At 72.3% G+C, this 16843-nt stretch carries 14 protein-coding genes; 9 read left to right on the forward strand and 5 right to left on the reverse strand.

The window, feature by feature from the left end; translation table 11 throughout:
• Nucleotides 1-4: 4 nt before the first annotated feature.
• A complete protein-coding gene (locus tag PYR72_RS29975) occupies nucleotides 5-2872 on the reverse strand; it encodes a transglycosylase domain-containing protein (protein ID WP_275458164.1) in 2868 nt (955 codons plus the stop codon).
• A gap of 1327 nt (nucleotides 2873-4199) precedes the next feature.
• Here PYR72_RS29975 and PYR72_RS29980 point away from each other — a divergent pair.
• Genes PYR72_RS29980 through PYR72_RS29995 form a run of 4 tightly spaced genes read left to right on the forward strand, consistent with a single transcriptional unit; the run spans nucleotide 4200 to nucleotide 7798 of the window.
• Nucleotides 4200-5000 (forward strand): ABC-2 family transporter protein, encoded by an 801-nt coding sequence (locus PYR72_RS29980; protein WP_275458165.1) that lies wholly within the window; start codon nucleotides 4200-4202, stop codon nucleotides 4998-5000.
• Nucleotides 4993-5895, forward strand: coding sequence for an ABC transporter permease (locus PYR72_RS29985; RefSeq protein ID WP_275458166.1), 903 nt, complete (start codon nucleotides 4993-4995; stop codon nucleotides 5893-5895). Before PYR72_RS29980 ends, PYR72_RS29985 begins: the two co-directional genes overlap by 8 nt.
• A gap of 22 nt (nucleotides 5896-5917) precedes the next feature.
• The gene (locus tag PYR72_RS29990) at nucleotides 5918-6913 is read left to right on the forward strand and encodes an ATP-binding cassette domain-containing protein (RefSeq protein WP_275460561.1); all 996 of its coding nucleotides are present in this window, start codon (nucleotides 5918-5920) and stop codon (nucleotides 6911-6913) included.
• A 33-nt stretch (nucleotides 6914-6946) separates the two neighbouring features.
• A complete protein-coding gene (locus PYR72_RS29995) occupies nucleotides 6947-7798 on the forward strand; it encodes a DUF1707 domain-containing protein (protein WP_275458167.1) in 852 nt (283 codons plus the stop codon).
• 367 nt (nucleotides 7799-8165) lie between these two features.
• On the opposite strand, the gene PYR72_RS30000 is transcribed toward PYR72_RS29995, so the two are convergent.
• A complete protein-coding gene (locus PYR72_RS30000) occupies nucleotides 8166-9521 on the reverse strand; it encodes an SGNH/GDSL hydrolase family protein (protein WP_275458168.1) in 1356 nt (451 codons plus the stop codon).
• Between the two features lie 219 nt (nucleotides 9522-9740).
• Between PYR72_RS30000 and PYR72_RS30005 the strand changes: the two genes are divergently transcribed.
• The 3 genes from PYR72_RS30005 to PYR72_RS30015 all read left to right on the forward strand — a co-directional run bounded on the left by PYR72_RS30005 (nucleotide 9741) and on the right by PYR72_RS30015 (nucleotide 13609).
• Complete coding sequence (locus PYR72_RS30005; RefSeq protein ID WP_275458169.1) at nucleotides 9741-11144, forward strand: DUF445 domain-containing protein; 1404 nt, start codon at nucleotides 9741-9743, stop codon at nucleotides 11142-11144.
• Between the two features lie 114 nt (nucleotides 11145-11258).
• The gene (locus tag PYR72_RS30010) at nucleotides 11259-12737 is read left to right on the forward strand and encodes an MFS transporter (RefSeq protein ID WP_275458170.1); all 1479 of its coding nucleotides are present in this window, start codon (nucleotides 11259-11261) and stop codon (nucleotides 12735-12737) included.
• A gap of 386 nt (nucleotides 12738-13123) precedes the next feature.
• A complete protein-coding gene (locus PYR72_RS30015; RefSeq protein ID WP_275458171.1) occupies nucleotides 13124-13609 on the forward strand; it encodes a hypothetical protein in 486 nt (161 codons plus the stop codon).
• Here the strand turns inward: PYR72_RS30015 and PYR72_RS30020 are convergent.
• Nucleotides 13600-14100, reverse strand: a complete 501-nt coding sequence (locus tag PYR72_RS30020; RefSeq protein WP_275458172.1) for a levansucrase — start codon at nucleotides 14098-14100, stop codon at nucleotides 13600-13602. The genes PYR72_RS30015 and PYR72_RS30020 overlap by 10 nt on opposite strands.
• A 48-nt stretch (nucleotides 14101-14148) precedes the next feature.
• On the reverse strand, nucleotides 14149-14691 hold the full coding sequence (locus PYR72_RS30025; protein WP_275458173.1) for a protease: 543 nt from the start codon (nucleotides 14689-14691) through the stop codon (nucleotides 14149-14151).
• A 164-nt stretch (nucleotides 14692-14855) separates the two neighbouring features.
• Here PYR72_RS30025 and PYR72_RS30030 point away from each other — a divergent pair, with 164 nt between their 5' ends.
• A complete protein-coding gene (locus PYR72_RS30030; protein WP_275458174.1) occupies nucleotides 14856-15827 on the forward strand; it encodes a helix-turn-helix domain-containing protein in 972 nt (323 codons plus the stop codon).
• A 42-nt stretch (nucleotides 15828-15869) separates the two neighbouring features.
• Here PYR72_RS30030 and PYR72_RS30035 read toward each other — a convergent pair whose 3' ends face one another.
• Nucleotides 15870-16172, reverse strand: a complete 303-nt coding sequence (locus PYR72_RS30035) for a hypothetical protein (protein WP_013003287.1) — start codon at nucleotides 16170-16172, stop codon at nucleotides 15870-15872.
• A 195-nt stretch (nucleotides 16173-16367) separates the two neighbouring features.
• Here PYR72_RS30035 and PYR72_RS30040 point away from each other — a divergent pair, with 195 nt between their 5' ends.
• A complete protein-coding gene (locus PYR72_RS30040) occupies nucleotides 16368-16790 on the forward strand; it encodes an Hsp20/alpha crystallin family protein (protein ID WP_275458175.1) in 423 nt (140 codons plus the stop codon).
• Nucleotides 16791-16843 lie beyond the last annotated feature (53 nt).

Consider the following 16843-nt stretch of genomic DNA (forward strand, 5'->3'; position numbering starts at 1 on the left):
CCGGTCAACCGAACGGCCCCACCGAGGTGTCGCCTCCCGTGTCCGCTCCGCCGTCGGTCGTACCGCCGTCGGCGGTGCCGCCTCCCGTGGAGGCGGCGCCTCCGTCACCCGTGGCGCCGCCCGTCGACGCGGCGCCGCCGTCCGTCGAGGTGCCGCCGGTGGACGTGGTACCTCCGTCCGCGGCCGTGCCGCCCGTGGACGTGGTGCCGCCGTCCGTCGAGGGCGTGCCGCCGGTGGAGGTGCCGTCGCCGGTGTCGTCGTCGGTCGGTCCGCCGGTCTCCTCGTCGCCCGTGGCGCCGCCGGTCTCCTCGTCGCCGGTGGCGCCCGGCTCGTCGGCGGGGGTGCTGGGCGGGGTGTAGACGACGTCGGCGCCGACCTGGAGGTCGAGGTCGAAGTCCTTCACCTTCTTGCCCTTGAGGGCGGTCTTGGTGAACTGCGCCCAGATCTCCGTGGGCGCCCCGCCACCGTTGACGCGCTGCAGACCCATCGCGCCGTACAGCGGCTTGTGGGCGCCGGTCTTGGGGTCCTGCCCCATGACGGAGACGACGGTGGCGAGGTCCGGGGTGTAGCCGGCGAACCAGGCCGCCTTGTCCTCCTCGGCGGTACCGGTCTTGCCCGCGACCGGGTGCCCGGACGCCTGCGCGGCGGTGGCGGTACCGCTCTGGACCACGCTGCGCAGCACGGAGGTGGTGGTGTCGGCGGCCTTGCGGCTGACGGCCTGCGTGGACTCCGTGGAGGGGAGGTCGACCGCCTGGCCGTCCTTGCTGATCTTCTCGATCATCGTGTACGTGCCGTGCTTGCCGTGGTTGGCGAGCGTGGCGTACGCCTCCGTCATGTCGAGGACGCTCGCGGTGGCGGTGCCCAGGGCGATGGACGGGTACGGGTTCATGTCCGGGGTGTTCTTGGGGACACCGAGGTCGATCGCCGTCTTCTCGACCTTCTCGGGGCCGATGTCGACGGCCATCTGCGCGTACACCGAGTTCACGGAGTCCTCGGTGGCCTGGCGGACGGTGATGTTGCCGTAGTTGTGGTAGTCCTCGTTCTCCGGTGCGTACGGCGGGCCGGGCCAGCCGGTGACGGGGCGCTTGTTGGTGCCGTCGTAGACCGTGTTCGGGGTGATCGCCTGGCCGTTCTGGTTGTTGGAGGCGTTCTCCACGGCGGCGGTGAAGACGATCGGCTTGAAGATGGAGCCGACCTGGAAGTCGCGGCGGGTCGCGTTGTTCACGTACTGCTTGGTGTAGTCGATGCCGCCGTACATCGCGATGACCTTGCCGGTCTTCGGGTCGATGGAGACGCCGCCGGCGCGGACGTAGTTGTCGACCTTGCGGTTCTTCTTGTCGAGCTTGTCCATCAGCTGGTCGTCGACGGCCTTGATGAAGGCGTCCTGCATCTTGGGCTGGATGGTGGTGGTGATGCGGTAACCACCGCCGTTCTCCAGCGCCTTCTCGTCGATGATCTTGTGCTCGATGAGGTACGACTTGATGGCCTCGACCAGGTAGCCGCGCTGTCCGGAGAAGGCCGAGGAGGTGGTGGCCTGCTTCGGCATCGGGAACTTCGCGCCGGTCCGCTCGGACTGCTTGAGCCAGCCTTCCTTGACCATGCCGTCGAGGACGTAGTTCCAGCGGGCGACCGCCGCGCCCTTGTTCTCGGGGTGGGCGACGACGTCGTACATGCTCGGCGCGTTGACCAGGGCGGCGAGGTAGGCGCCCTGCTCGGCGGTCAGCTCGTCGGCGTCGACGCCGTAGTACGCCTGGGCGGCGGCCTGGATGCCGTAGGCGTTGCGGCCGAAGAAGCTGGTGTTGAGGTAGCCCTCCAGGATCTCGTCCTTGGTCACCTCACGGTCCAGCTTGATCGAGATGAAGAACTCCCTGGCCTTGCGGGTGACGGTCTGGTCCTGGGCCAGGTAGTAGTTCTTCACGTACTGCTGGGTGATCGTCGAGCCGGACTGCTTGCCCTTGCCGGTCGCGGTGTTCCAGGCCGCGCGGGCCATCGCCTTGAGGTCGATGGCCGGCTCGGAGTAGAAGTCGCGGTCCTCGGCGGCCAGTACGGCGCGCTGGGCGGCCTTGGAGACCTTCGACAGCGGGATGTTCTCGCGGTTGACCTCCCCGTCGCGGGCGATCTGGGAGCCGTCCGCGTAGAGGTAGACGTTGCTCTGCTTGGTCGCGAACGCGTTCGCCTTGGGGATGTGGACCATGTTGTAGCCCAGCACCAGGGCGCCGACGATCAGCATGAGTCCGATGACGAAGGTGCCGAGCACCATGCGCCAGGTGGGGAACAGCCGTCGCCAGCCGGTGCGCTTGCGCCGCTTGGGCTTCTTGGCCTTGCCGCCCTCGTCCGAGGAGGCGGGCGAGACCGCGGGCACGGCGGCCGGTGCCGCGGCGGGTGCCGCGGCGGCGGCCTTCGGGGCGGTGATGACGCCGAGGGCCTGGGTCGGGGTGTCGCCCCCGGCCGCGGGCTTGCGGCCCGGGGTGATGGCCAGGGTGGTGGTGGGGGTGTCCTCCCCGGCGGCGGCGGTGCCGCCCGCCTTCGCGCCGGCTGCCTTGGCGGCCCTCGCCGCCCGAGCGGCTCGGGCGGCCCTGGCGTCCGGCACCCCGGAGGGGCTGCCGGTGCCTCCGGCCGCGGGCCCCGCGGAGTCACGTCCCTGAGCACCGCCGGCCCCACCGTCTCGTCCTCCGGCGGACCCAGCCGGGTTGCCCTCGCCGGCCCGACCGGCCGCCGCGCCGGGCACGGCACCGGGCTTCCCGCCGGCCGCGCCACCCGCCTTGCCACCGGCCGCCGCACTGGCCTGCGCGCCGGACACGGCGCCGGCCTGTACACCGGCCTGCCGACCGGATGCAGCACCGGACTGCCCGCCGGGCTTCCCGCCGCTCACGGCACCGGAGTCGCGACCGGCAGCCGAGCCGCTCTTCCCGCCGTACGCCGCACCGGCCTGCCCACCGGGCGCACCCGACTGCCCGCCGGACGCCGTGCCCGACCGCTCCCCGGCCGGGCCGGCCGCTCCACCGGCAACCGACCCCGACCGCCCGCCGAATCCCGAGCCGGTCTGCCCGCCGGACCCCGAACCGGGTCGCCCGCCGGATGCCGGACCGGTCTGTCCGCCGGGCTTCCCGTCGGTCGCAGAGCCGGGCCGTCCGTCAGGTGCCGAGCCGGTCTGTCCGTCGGACTTTCCGCCGCTTGCCGCGCCGGGCGGCCGGCCGGACCCCGTGCCGGTCTCCGGCTGGGACCGTCCGCCGAATCCCGAGCCGGCCTGCCCGCCAGAGTGCGTGCCGGTCTCCCGCTGGGACCGTCCGCCGAATCCCGAGCCGGCCTGCCCGCCGGACCCCGAGCCGGGTCGCCCGCCGGATGCCGGACCGGTCTGCCCGCCGGATGCCGGACCGGGTCGCCCGCCGGATGCCGGACCGGGTCGCCCGCCGGATGCCGGGCCGGTCTGTCCGCCGGGCTTCCCGTCGGTCGCAGAGCCGGGCCGTCCGTCAGGTGCCGAGCCGGTCTGTCCTTCGGACTTTCCACCGCTTGCCGCGCCGGGCGGCCGGCCGGACCCCGTGCCGGTCTCCCGCTGGGACCGCCCGCCGAATCCCGCGCCGGCCTGCCCGCCGGACCCCGAACCGGGTCGCCCGCCGGACGTGTCCGACCGCTGTCCGGCCCCCGCACCGGCACGTCCGCCGGACTGGCTCCCGGTCGTCCCGCCGGGCCGCCCGTCCCGCTCTCGGTCGGGAGGCGTGCCGGGGGACGCCGTGGCGGGTGGCCCGTCCGGCGTCGGGTTCGGGCCGTTGCCCGGGGTCGGGCCGGGTCGGCCGTCGGCGTTCGCCCTGGCGGCGGTGTCGCCGGACCCCGGAGTCGTGCCCGGAGTGCGTCGCTCCGGGTCTCTCGGTGTCCAGCCCGGGCCGTTCCGCTTCGGCTGCGGCTCGTCGCTCATCGTGCTGCCGTGCTCCTGTTTTCGCGTCGTACGTTCATTTCCGTACGGACTCGTACGCTTTGCGCCCGCTCCGGGCCGGTTCTGCGCCCTTGACTAAGACTCTCGTTCCGTTCGATCCGTTCCCGGATCCCGGCACGTGCCCCGCACACCACACGAGCACCACCGTCCGCCCCCGAAAACGCGTGGCAGGCCCCACCGGCCGCGGACTAGGCTTCTTCGCTTCGGCCCGAATCGGTCCAGGCCTCGGCCTTTCGCCTAACTCTTCGCAGCGGATGGGGGTTTCCTCGTGGGCACAGGGCGGTTGTACGCCGCCGTCGCCGCCGGTGGTTTCAGGCGGTACGCGACATATCGGGTGGCCACCGCCGCGGGGGTGTTCACCAACACCGTCTTCGGCTTCATCCTCGCATACACCTACCTGGCCCTCTGGCACGAGAAGCCCCACCTCGGCGGCTACGACCAGGCCCAGGCCCTCACCTATGTCTGGGTCGGCCAGGCCATGTTCGCGGTGATGGTACTGGGCAGCGCCGGCTTCGAGGAGGAGCTGATCGAGCGGATCAGGACCGGCGACATCGCGGTCGACCTCTACCGGCCCGTCGACCTCCAGCTGTGGTGGCTCGCCGCCGACCTGGGCCGGGCCCTGTTCCAGCTGCTCGGACGCGGTGTCGTCCCCATGGTGTGCGGCGCCCTCTTCTTCGACCTGGCCCTGCCCGGCGGCCCGCTGCCCTGGCTCGCCTGTCTGCTCGCGGTCGCCCTCGGCGCCCTCGTCAGCTTCGCGATCCGGTACATCGTCGCGCTGTCGGCGTTCTGGCTCCTCGACGGCGCCGGAGCGATGCAGATCACCTGGCTCACCGGAGTCTTCTTCTCCGGGATGCTCCTCCCGCTGAACGTCTTCCCCGGCGCGCTCGGCGACCTCGCCCGCGCCCTGCCCTGGTCCGCCCTGCTCCAGGCCCCGGCGGACGTCCTGCTGGGCGAGGCCGACCCCTGGCGGACGTACGCCTTCCAGCTCGCCTGGGCGGCGGCACTGCTGGCAGCCGGACGGCTGATCCAGTCGGCGGCGACCCGGAAGGTGGTGGTCCAGGGTGGCTGACGTCGACGACCGCCCCGCCACGGGCTCCGGGCCGGGGAACCCGTTCGCCGAGCGGGAGAACCCGTTCGCCGCGTACGGCACGTACGGCCGCGTCCGCGACGGGCTGCGCGTCTACCGCATGATCGCCGCCATGTGGATCCGCTCCACGATGGCCTACCGCGCGTCCTTCGCGATGACGACGTTCGGGAACTTCGCGGCCACCTCCTTCGACTTCCTCGCGATCCTGCTGATGTTCTCGCAGGTCGACGAGTTGGGCGGGTTCACCCTGCCCGAGATCGCCCTGTTCTACGGCACCTCCGCCGTCGCCTTCGGCCTCGCCGACCTGATGATCGGTTCGATGGACCGGCTCGGCCGCCGGGTCCGGGACGGCACGCTCGACACCCTGCTCGTCCGCCCCGCGCCGGTGCTCGCGCAGGTCGCCGCCGACAAGTTCGCGCTGCGTCGCCTCGGCCGGGTCACCCAGGGCCTGTTCGTCCTCGGCTATGCCCTGACCACGCTCGACATCGCCTGGACCCCGGCCAAGGTGCTGATGATCCCGCTGATGGTGACCAGCGGCGGGCTGATCTTCGGGGCGGTGTTCGTCGGGGGCGCGGCCTTCCAGTTCGTCGCCCAGGACGCCTCCGAGGTGCAGAACGCCTTCACGTACGGCGGCGCGACCTTGCTGCAGTACCCCCCGGCGCTCTTCGCCAAGGACCTGCTGCGCGGCGTGACCTTCGTCCTGCCGCTGGCCTTCGTCAACTGGGTGCCCGGACTGTACGTCCTGGGCCGCCCCTACCCCCTGGACCTGCCGTCCTGGTCGGCCTTCGCGCCGCCGCTGGTCGGGGTGGCCTGCTGCGCGCTGGCGGGGGTCGCGTGGCGGGCGGGGCTGCGTTCGTATCGGAGTACGGGGAGCTAGGGAGTCAGACGTGACGTCAGAGGTGACAGACAGCGCGTTCATCGCACTGGACCGGGTGGAGAAGGTCTTCGACGTCCGGAGGAAGACCGGCTTCCTGCGGCGGGAGCGGCGTGAGGTGCGGGCGGTCGACTCGATCTCCTTCACGGTCGCGCGCGGCGAGATGGTCGGCTACATCGGCCCGAACGGCGCGGGGAAGTCGACGACGATCAAGATGCTCACCGGCATCCTGACCCCGAGCGGGGGCCGGGTGCGGGTCGCCGGCATCGACCCGTCCCGCGAGCGGACGCGGCTGGCCCGGCGTATCGGCGTGGTGTTCGGGCAGCGGACGACCCTGTGGTGGGACCTCCCCCTGGTCGACTCCTACCGGCTGATGCACCGCATGTACCGCATCCCGGACGCCCGTTACCGCGAGAACCTCGACCGCTGTGTCGAACTCCTCGAACTGGGCGACCTGCTGGACGTGCCCGTACGGCAGCTCTCGCTCGGCCAGCGCATGCGCGGGGACATCGCGGCGGCCCTGCTCCACGACCCCGAGGTGCTGTACCTGGACGAGCCGACCATCGGTCTCGACGTCATCAGTAAGGCCAAGGTCCGGGAGTTCCTGCGGGAACTCAACACCGGGCGGGGCACGACCGTGCTGCTGACCACGCACGATCTCCAGGACATCGAGCAGCTGTGCCGCCGGGTGATGGTCATCGACCACGGGCGCCTGATGTACGACGGGCCGCTGACGGGGCTGCACGAGGTGGGCGAGAGCGAGCGGACCCTCGTGGTCGACCTGGAGCGCGAACTGCCGCCGATCGAGGCCGGACCCGCCCGGGTCGTCCGGGTGGAGGGACCCCGGCAGTGGCTCGCCTTCCCGGCGTCGGAGTCGGCGGCCCCGCTGGTGGCGCGGATCGCCGCGGAGTACCCCCTGGTGGACCTGTCGGTACGGGAGCCGGACATCGAGGCGGTGATCGCCCAGATGTACGCGCAGCAGGCGGAGCGGGTGGGGGAGCCGGGGCCGGCCGTGTCGTAGCCCGGCGCGGGGGATCCTCGTACGCTGATCCGTATGACGGACGACCTGCCGGATGTTCCGGCCGCCGCGGACCTTCGTGCCTCCGACGCCGATCGTGAACGAGTCTCCGAGCAGTTGCGGGACGCGCTCGCGGAAGGGCGCCTCGACATGGAGGAGTTCGAGGAGCGGCTGGACGCGACGTACAAGGCCCGGACGTACGGCGAGTTGGCGCCGATCACCCGTGACCTGCCCGGCGCGGGGGCCGTGGCGCCACCGGCCCTGGTGTCGCCGCCGTCCGTGTCGCTGGTCAAGGGGCCCGCGGGGGAGGCGAGTTGGCCCGAGCGGATCGTCGGCGGCGACGGGACGTCCACCTGGGGCGTGGCGGTGCTGTCCGGGTTCGAGCGCAAGGGGCGGTGGACCGTGCCCGAGCGGTTCGACTGCTTCGCGTTCTGGGGCGGCGGTGAACTCGACCTGCGGGACGCGAACTTCGCGAGCCGCGAGGTCACGATCAACTGTGTCGCGATCATGGGCGGGATCAACGTGGTCGTGCCGCCCGGGGTCGAGGTCGTCGTCCGGGGCGTCGGGATCATGGGCGGCTTCGACCACGGCCAGGAGGGTGTGCCCGGGGAGCCGGGCGCGCCGCGGGTGATCATCACCGGGTTCGCGTTCTGGGGCGGGGTCGGGGTGGAGCGGAAGATTCCGAAGGCGGAGCGGCAGCGGTTGAAGGAGGAGCGGCGGCAGGAGCGGCTGGAGCGCCGCCGGGCCCGCCGCGAACTGCACGCGTCCCACCGCGATCACGCGCACGAGATGCAGGAGGCGCACCGCGAGGCCATGGACCAGATCAGGGACGCGGTGCGTTCACGGCGCGAGGAGGAGCGGGAACGGCGCCGGAGGCGGGAGCTGTAGGCCGACTCTGCCTCTGCCTCTGCCTCTGCCTCTGCCTCTGCCTCCGACTCCGACTCTGGCCGCGGTCGCGCCGCGGCCGGTCGCACGGTGGGCCGGCTCGCCCACCGCCCACTTGGCCGGGGCCGGGGCTCTGGAGATCCACAAGATCCGCACCCGCGCCCGCGCCGGGGCTGGTCGGGCGTAGGGAGAAGGCACGGCAGCGGATCGCCGAGACCATTCGCGAGCACCGCCCGCTGGTGCGTGATGACCGGCTGGAGGATGCCGGGATGCAATCCGATGACCGGGTGACCTGCTGCGCTCACCAGGCCTGGGCGCAGGACTGCGTAGGCCGGCGCAATCGGCTGACGGTCCGGCGGCCCGGCCCCGGCTACAGCTTCGCCGGTACCGCGCCCTTCAGCTTCTCCAGGTCGAAGACGTCCGCCATCCGCGCGTAGCCCTCGTCGCTCGGGTGGAGGTGGTCGCCCGAGTCGTAGTCGGGACGCAGGCGGCGGGGGGCGTAGGGGTCGCGCAGGGCCTTGTCGAAGTCGACGTAGGTGTCGAAGACGCTGCCGGAGCGGATCGTGGCGTTGATGGCCTGGCGGACGGATTCCCGCTGGTCGGAGTAGCCGCGGTGGCCCTCGAAGGGCATCAGGGTGGCGCCGACGACCCGGAGGCCGCGGGCGTGGGCCCGCTCGACGAGCCGGCGGAGTCCGGCGGTGACGGCCTCGGGGTCGGCCCGGCCGGGGTTCTTGAGGATGTCGTTGATGCCGAGGTCGACGACCACGGCCTTGACGCCCGTCCGGCCGAGGACGTCGCGCTGGAAGCGGGCGAGGCCGCTGGGGTTCTCGGCGGGGCGGCCGTAGCCGTCGGCGAGGACCTGGTTGCCGCTGATGCCCTCGTTGACGACGCTGTAGCGGGGCACGCCGGAGGAGCCGGCTGCGGCGCGCAGGCGGCCGGCGAGGACGTCGGTCCAGCGCCGGTTCTCGCCGACCGTGGAGGTGACGCCGTCGGTGAGCGAGTCGCCGAGGACCACGACCGTGCCGTCGGACTCGTTGCTCAGCACGTCCAGGGCGGTGACGTAACGCCAGTACGGGGACTGCTCGGTGTACGGCTCCCCGGTGATGTCCTCGGTCAGGTCGCCCTCGGCGGTGTAGGAGATCTGCCGGGCGTGCGCGTGGTAGGTCGCGGGGCCGGAGGGCGTGGGGGAATAGGTGGTGATCAGGACGTCGCTGTCGTGCGGGATCGGCACCCGGACGGCGTCGCTCACCACCTGCCGACCCGCCGGGACGACGACCGTCGTGTTGCCGCCGAAGGTGAGGCGGCGCATGGTGCCGGCGGTCGCGGCCGGGGTGTTCACCGACGCGGCCACGGCGAGCGAGGCATGAGTGATGGTCAGCGGCTGCTGGCCGTAGAGGTTGGACAGGGTGACGCGGGCACTCGTACCGGCGGCGGTCGTGTGCACCACGTTGCGCACCGAACGGCCCGCGAGGCCGTCCTGCTCGGTGCCGGGCTCGGAACCGCTCGGCGACGCGGCCCAGGCGCCGACCCAGACGCCGGTGGAGGCGGGGGCGGCGCTGTTCTGGGGCGCGCGGGCGAAGGTCTGCGGCCGGGGGGTGCCGTCGTCGGTGCCGACGACGACGTAGATCGCGGCCGAGATCGCCACGACCAGGGCGACGATGGCCGCCAGAACCGCGCGGTGCCTCGTGGGGGGCACCCCGACACCCCCACCGTGCTGCCTGGTCATGCGGCGGGTTACTCCTCGGGCTGTGGAGCCCCGAGGCTCCGATGTGATCACCCCATGATGCGTCATGGGATGGGGGTTGCTTGCGAGAACCCCCATCGGTTCCCCCGCCCGGACAGACGCGGGGAACTCCTGTTCCGTTCCAGGAGTAGGTCTCGATAGATCTATGGAGTACGTCACCAAGAGTCGCAGCGCCGGAGAAGGCGTCGAAGAACGGACAATGTGTACGGGGGACAGGAACGGGTGGAGCGAATGGACCGTACGAAAGCGGAACAGGACGGACCGGCGCGGGAGCGGGCCGAGGAGGCCCCGAGCGCGGCGGGCGCGGCGGCGGGCGCCCCGTCGCGTGCGTCACACCGCACCATGACCACCTTCAGCCCCGCCGACGAGGAGAAACAGCGCGGCGTGCGGCAGATGAAGCTCATCGCCGCCGGGCTGCTGCTCTTCGTGGCCGTGGTGTACGTGCTGGCCAAGTGGGCCTCGCACGAGGGCGCGGGCGCCTGGGCCGGCTATGTCGCCGCGGCCGCCGAGGCGGGCATGGTGGGTGCGCTGGCGGACTGGTTCGCCGTGACCGCGCTGTTCCGGCACCCCCTCGGACTGCCCATCCCGCACACCGCGATCATCCCCACCAAGAAGGACCAACTGGGCGTCTCGCTCGGTGAGTTCGTCGGTGAGAACTTCCTCTCCCAGGATGTCGTACGGCAGCGGCTGCGGGCCGTCGGCATCGGCAGCCGGCTCGGCGCCTGGCTCGCCGAACCGCAGAACGCCGACCGGGTGACGGCCGAACTGGCGACCGCGCTGCGGGGCGCGCTGACCGTGCTGCGCGACTCGGACGTCCAGGCCGTGGTCGGGGAGGCGATCACCCGGCGGGCGAACGCCCAGGAGATCGCGCCCGGTATCGGCAAGATGCTGGAGAGGATCGTCACGGACGGCGGCCACCGGCGGATCGTGGATCTGATCTGCGCCCGCGCCCAGAACTGGCTGATACTCCACGACGAGCAGGTCATGGACGCGGTCGAGGGCGGCGCCCCCGGCTGGACCCCCCGGTTCGTCGACCGGCGCATCGGCGAGCGCGTCTACAAGGAACTGCTGCGCTTCACCACCGAGATGCGGGACTCGCCCACCCATCCGGCGCGCGGCGCCCTGGACCGCTTCCTCACCGACTTCGCCACCGACCTCCAGTCCGACACGGAGACCCGGGCGCGGGTGGAGCGGCTGAAGGGCGAGGTGCTCGGCCGGGGCGAGGTCCAGGACCTGATCGCCTCCGCCTGGACGGCCGTACGGTCGATGATCGTGTCCGCCGCCGAGGACGAGCGCAGCGAGCTGCGGCTGCGGGTCCGCGCCTCCCTGCTGTCGCTGGGCACCCGGATGGCCACCGAGCCGAGCGCGCAGGCCAAGCTGGACAAGTGGATCGAGGGGGCCGCGGTGCACGTCGTGACCACCTACCGCGCGGAGATCACCTCCCTGATCACCGAGACCGTCGCGAGCTGGGACGCCGAGCACACCACCAAGAAGATCGAGGCCAACATCGGCCGCGACCTGCAGTTCATCCGGATCAACGGCACGGTCGTGGGCTCCCTGGCCGGTCTGCTGATCTACACGGTGTCGCGGGCGCTGGGGGCGTAGGGCGCGGGCGCCGGGGCGTGGATCGGGGCGTGGACCGGGGTGTGGACCGGGAGTGATCCCCGCTCGCGCGGGCACCCGGTCCGGGTTCGCCCGAGGTGGAGGGAGCCCCAGCCCATGTCCGTCTCTGACCCGCAGTCACCGGCCCCACCAGGCACACCGGGTGTGATCACCACCGCCGTACCGGCGCGCCTGGACCGTCTTCCCTGGTCGCGCTGGCACTGGACGATCGTGATCGGTCTCGGCACCGTGTGGATCCTCGACGGTCTGGAAGTGACCGTCGTCGGCAACATCGCGGGGCGGCTCTCCGAGGAGGGCAGCGGACTGCCCATCAGCTCCGCGCAGGTCACCGGGACCGCGGCCGCGCTCTACGTGGCGGGCGCCTGTCTGGGCGCCCTCTTCTTCGGCCGGATGACCGACAGGTTCGGCCGCAAGAAGCTGTTCATGGTGACCCTGCTGGTCTATCTGGGGGCGACCGCGCTGACGGCCGTCTCCTTCTCCAGCTGGTGGTTCTTCCTCTTCCGCTTCCTCACCGGCTTCGGCATCGGCGGCGAGTACGCGGCCATCAACTCCGCCATCGACGAACTGATCCCGTCCAAGTACCGGGGCCGCGTCGACATCGTCATCAACGGCAGCTTCTGGCTCGGCGCGATCGGCGGTTCGCTGCTGTCGATCGTCGCCCTGAACACCGACATCTTCCCGGCCGACGTCGGCTGGCGGCTCACCTTCGCCCTCGGTGTCGTCCTCGGCCTGGTGATCCTGCTGGTCCGCCGGAACGTCCCCGAGAGCCCCCGCTGGCTGCTGATCCACGGCAGGGAACGGGAGGCCGACCGGCTGGTGCGGGACGCGGAGCAGCGGATCGAGGCCGAGAAGGGCGGCCCGCTGCCGGCGGCCGAGCGGGAGATGACCGTCCACCAGCGCGAGAGCATCGGCTTCGGCACGATCGCCCGTACGGTCTTCTCCCGGTACCGCCGCCGCGCGGTCCTCGGCTTCTCCCTCTTCATCGGCCAGGCGTTCCTCTACAACGCGATCACCTTCGGCTTCGGCGCGATCCTCACCACGTTCTACGACGTCCCGACCTCCGACACCGGCTACTACTTCGCCGTCATCGCCGCCGGCAACCTGCTCGGCCCGCTGCTGCTCGGCAAGCTGTTCGACACGGTCGGCCGCCGGATCATGATCTCGTCGACGTACCTGCTCTCCGGTGTGCTGCTCTTCGGCACCGCCTGGCTGTTCGGCCGCGGTGCGCTGGACGAGGTGACGCTGACGGCCTGCTGGTGCGTGGTCCTCTTCTTCGCCTCGGCCGGAGCCTCCAGCGCGTATCTGACGGTCTCGGAGGTCTTCCCCATGGAGACCCGCGCGATGGCCATCGCCTTCTTCTACGCCATCGGAACGGCCGCCGGCGGTATCAGCGGCCCGCTGATCTTCGCCGAACTGACCGAGTCCGGGGTCGTCGGCGACACCGTCCTCGCCTTCCGGATCGGCGCGAGCCTGATGTGCGCGGCGGGCCTGGTCGCGGCCTTCCTCGCGGTCCGCGCGGAGCGGCGCTCCCTGGAGGACATCGCGGAGCCGCTGTCGGCGCGGAGCGCGGCCTAGCGGGGCCGGGCCGGCCCGGCCCCGGGCCGGCGCCTTGGGGCGGATCGGGGCGGCTTCCGAGCGCGGGGAAGCCGGTTGGCCGGCTTCGGGCGGCTTGTGGGTACGGGCGATCAGGCAGGGCCGGATCGGGCGGCTTCTGGGTACGGGGGTGCGGGCACGGCGGGATGATGGGGAGGCTTCCGAGCGCAGGGGCGCGGGCACGGCCGGATCGGGGAGGCTTCCGAGCACGGGGGCGCGGGCACGGCCGGATCGGGGAGGCTTCCGTGTGCGGGACAGCAGGGTGGCCGGATCGGGCGGCTTCTGGGTACGGGGGAGTACGGGGGAGCAGGCCGGTCTGAGTATGCGTACTCTGTCGGCCCGCCGCCCGCCCCGGAACCCTCGTACGCATGACCGAGAAGCTGCTCCGCCCCCTGCGCACGCGCCCCTGGCCGGAACGCTGGCTGACCCGCCTGCTCGGCGCCGCCCTCGCCGCGGCCGCGTACCGCCTCTGCCTTCCGTGGGACCTGCGCGACCGGCCCGAGCTGGAGGGCTCCCTGACGGAGACGAACCCCGTGACCGTCACGGGCGTGATCGCCCTCGCCGTCGTCCTGCTGCTCCTCGCGGCCTACTTCGGCCACCGGGACGCCCTGGCCTGGCCGCTGCTCCTGGTCGCGGTCCCGCCGTCCGCCCTGATGTACGTGTCCTTCCACGCCCCCACCGAGCCCCCGGACTCGACCGTGTGGCCCCTGTCCTGGGCCTTCTTCACGCTGGTGCTGGGCGCGTGGGTGCTGGTGGCGTCGTCGGTGGCGCGGCGGTTCCGGACGGAGCCGGTGGACGAGGGGTGGCTGATCCGCGGCCGGTCCCAGGACCGTTCGGCCGCCGGTCAGCCGTAGAAGTACCGCCGGGCCTTCTCCTCGAAGTAGGAGGAGTAGACGAGGCCGATGGCCGGGGTGCCCCGGTACGTGCCCACGTACTGCTGGGTGCTGTCGACCACCACGGGCCGCGCCATGCACGCCCACTTGTTGCGCTGCTGGGCCTCCGCCCAGCGGACGGCCGCCGGGTCCACCCGGTCGCTGACCAGGACGGGGAACGCGGCGACCCCGTTCTGGATGCCGACCGGCAGACCGCCCTTGGTCTTCTTCGCGTACGTCAGCACCTGGTCGGTGAAGGTCTCGATGGTGGGGATGGTTATCTCCTGGACCGCCGCCGCGACCGTGAACAGGTGCAGCTTCGTTCCCATCCAGCTCCACTTGAAGTCGGCCCGGCGCCCGACGAGCACGGGCACCCCGGCCCACTCCTCCCACCAGGTGCGGCATGCGTCGGCGGCGAGACGGGCGGCCACGGAGGCGAGATAGGTCTGGGAGGGCGACTGCTGTGGATACATGGCCGGATCATGCACCCACCCGAGCACCGCGGGGAAGGCGGGGTCGGGTCATGCTCCCGTGGTCGAACCGGGCCGCACGATCATCAGAACGGTGACCGTCGCCCACAGCAGGTTGAACACCCCGGTGACCATGGCGAGTCGGGCGGTGGCCCGGGTGTCGACGGCGGTGCCGGTGGCCGTGTCCGCGGTGCCGGTGACGGAGCTTGCGGTGCCGGAGCTTGCGGTGCCGGCGGAGGCGGCGGTGGCGGTGTCCCCGAGCCCCGCCAGGATCTCCTCCTGCCGGGGCAGCACCAGCGCCAGCAGGACCATCGCCGCGAGGGCGGTCAGCAGCATCGACACGATCAGCCAGGCGTCGTTCAGCACCCCCATGCTCATCGCGGTGGCGAACCCGAGCACGGGCACCGCGATGCCCACACCGCCGTACACCCGGCAGATCCGGTGCAGCAGCCGTACGGCCGCCACCGCCCGCTCGCTGCCGGGTTCGGCGAGCGCCTTGCGGGCGCTCGGCGGAAACATGCTGGCGGCGACGGTGACGGGCCCGACGGCGACGATCGCGGCGAGGACGTGGAGGGAGAGCAGGAACTTGGTCACGGGGGGACGGTAGGCCGCGCCGCGATCCGGTGGAAGTGGCGGGATTGCCAGGGGTCAACGGATTCTCGCCAACGGAGGGGACCAGGGGCAGCGGTGGGCTGGGGCACGGGAGGAGCGGGACGGACAGGCTTGGCGGAAACCCGGCGCAGACCTACGCTCCCGCCATGCACACCGTGGCCGTACTGGCGCTCGACGACGTGATCCCCTTCGACCTGTCGGTCCCCGTCGACACCTTCGGCTGGGCCCGGCTGCCGGACGGCCGGGAGGCGTACCGGGTGCGGGTCTGCTCGGTGGCGGAGGGGCGGGAGGTGAAGGCGGGGCCGTTCGGCGTACGGGCGCCGTACGGGCTGCAGGCGCTGGCCGAGGCCGACACGGTCGTCCTGCCGGGGACGGCGGACCCGACCGCGCCGCTGCCGCCCGGTGTGGCGGAGGCGCTGCGCGCGGCGGCGGCGAACGGCACGAGGATCGCCTCGATCTGCGTCGGCGCGTTCCTCTTCGCGGCCACGGGCCTGCTGGACGGCCTGCGCGCCACGACCCACTGGATCGCGGCCCCCGACCTCGCGGCCCGCCACCCGGAGATCACCGTCGACCCGAACGTCCTCTACGTCGACAACGGCCAGTTCCTCACCTCGGCGGGCGCCGCCGCGGCCATGGACATGTGTCTGCACATGATCCGCCGGGACCACGGCTCGGCGGTCGCCGCGTTCACCGCCCGGATGTGTGTCATGCCTCTCGAACGGGAGGGCGGCCAGGCCCAGTTCATCGTCCAGGACCAGCCCGCGGCCCCCGCCGGCGCGACGATGGAGCCCCTGCTGCGCTGGCTGGAGGAGAACGTGGAGCGGGATCTGACCCTGGACGACATCGCCCTGCACGCCGGCACCAGCGCCCGCACCCTGAACCGCCGTTTCCGCGAACAGACCGGGACGACGCCCCTGCAGTGGCTGCACCGGGCGCGGGTCCGCCGCGCCCAGTACCTCCTGGAGTCCACCGACCACACGGTCGAACGCATCGCGGCCCAGGCGGGCTTCGGCTCCCCGACGGCGTTCCGGGACCGCTTCAAGAGGGTCGTGGGGACGAGCCCGTACGCGTACCGGCGGGCGTTCCGCGGGGAGGGGAGCGGGGCCGTGTCCCGATAGGAGCGACGACAGGGGCGGCCCGCGGCCGGACGGAGGAACCCCCTACTCCTTGCGGTCGGCCACCGCCCACGAGGCCAGTGCCATCACCCCGGCCACTCCGAACACCGCCGGCCAGGCACCCACCTTCTTCGCCAGCGGGTGGGACCCGGCGAACGCGGCCACGTACCCCGCGGTCAGCGCTCCCGCGGCCCTGCCCCCGGCCGCCTGCTGCCACTGGCGGGCCGCCGCGGCCCCGGCGACGGCCAGCACCGCCCCGCCGAGCGGCCGCTTCTTCGTCCAGCGGGCCACCCCGTACCCGCCGATGAGCCCGCTCGCGGCCACCGCCGCCGTGGGAACCTTCGCCATCCCTGCCTCCTGTGCCGTCGCCGACGCCGTCCTCGGTACCTGCCTGGCCCGGTGTCCGACGTGAGGCTAGCTCCGCGGAGCCTCCGTCCCTCGAACCTGAGTCGAGGGTTGTCAAGTTTCCTCCTTCGAGCTATATAAGAAGCCGTAGGAATTCAGAGGGCATCGCACCCAACGTCAGAAGAGAGGAGTGCCGTGATGCTCATGCGCACCGACCCCTTCCGCGAATTCGACCGACTCGCGCAGCAGGTGTTCGGTTCCGACAGGCGTCCCGCCGCCATGCCGATGGACGCCTACCGGTCCGGCGACGACTTCGTCGTCCACTTCGACCTCCCGGGCGTCGACCCGGAGACCATCGACCTGGACGTCGAGCGCAACGTCCTGAACGTCCACGCCGAGCGCCGCTCCCCGGCCCCCGAGGGCGCCGAGATGATCGCCGCCGAGCGCCCGACGGGTGTCTTCAGCCGCCAGCTGTTCCTCGGCGACACCCTCGACGCCGACCGCGTCGACGCCTCGTACGACGCCGGCGTCCTGACGCTGCGCATCCCGGTCGCCGAGAAGGCCAAGCCGCGCAAGATCCAGGTCGTCGGCGGCGCCGACCGCCACCAGTTGAGCCGCTGAACCGCTGAACCGCTGAACCGCTGAGCCGCTGAGCCGGTACCGCACCCACGCCG

Source organism: Streptomyces sp. VNUA24 (genome assembly GCF_029167005.1).
GTDB classification, from domain to species: Bacteria; Actinomycetota; Actinomycetes; order Streptomycetales; family Streptomycetaceae; genus Streptomyces; species Streptomyces scabiei.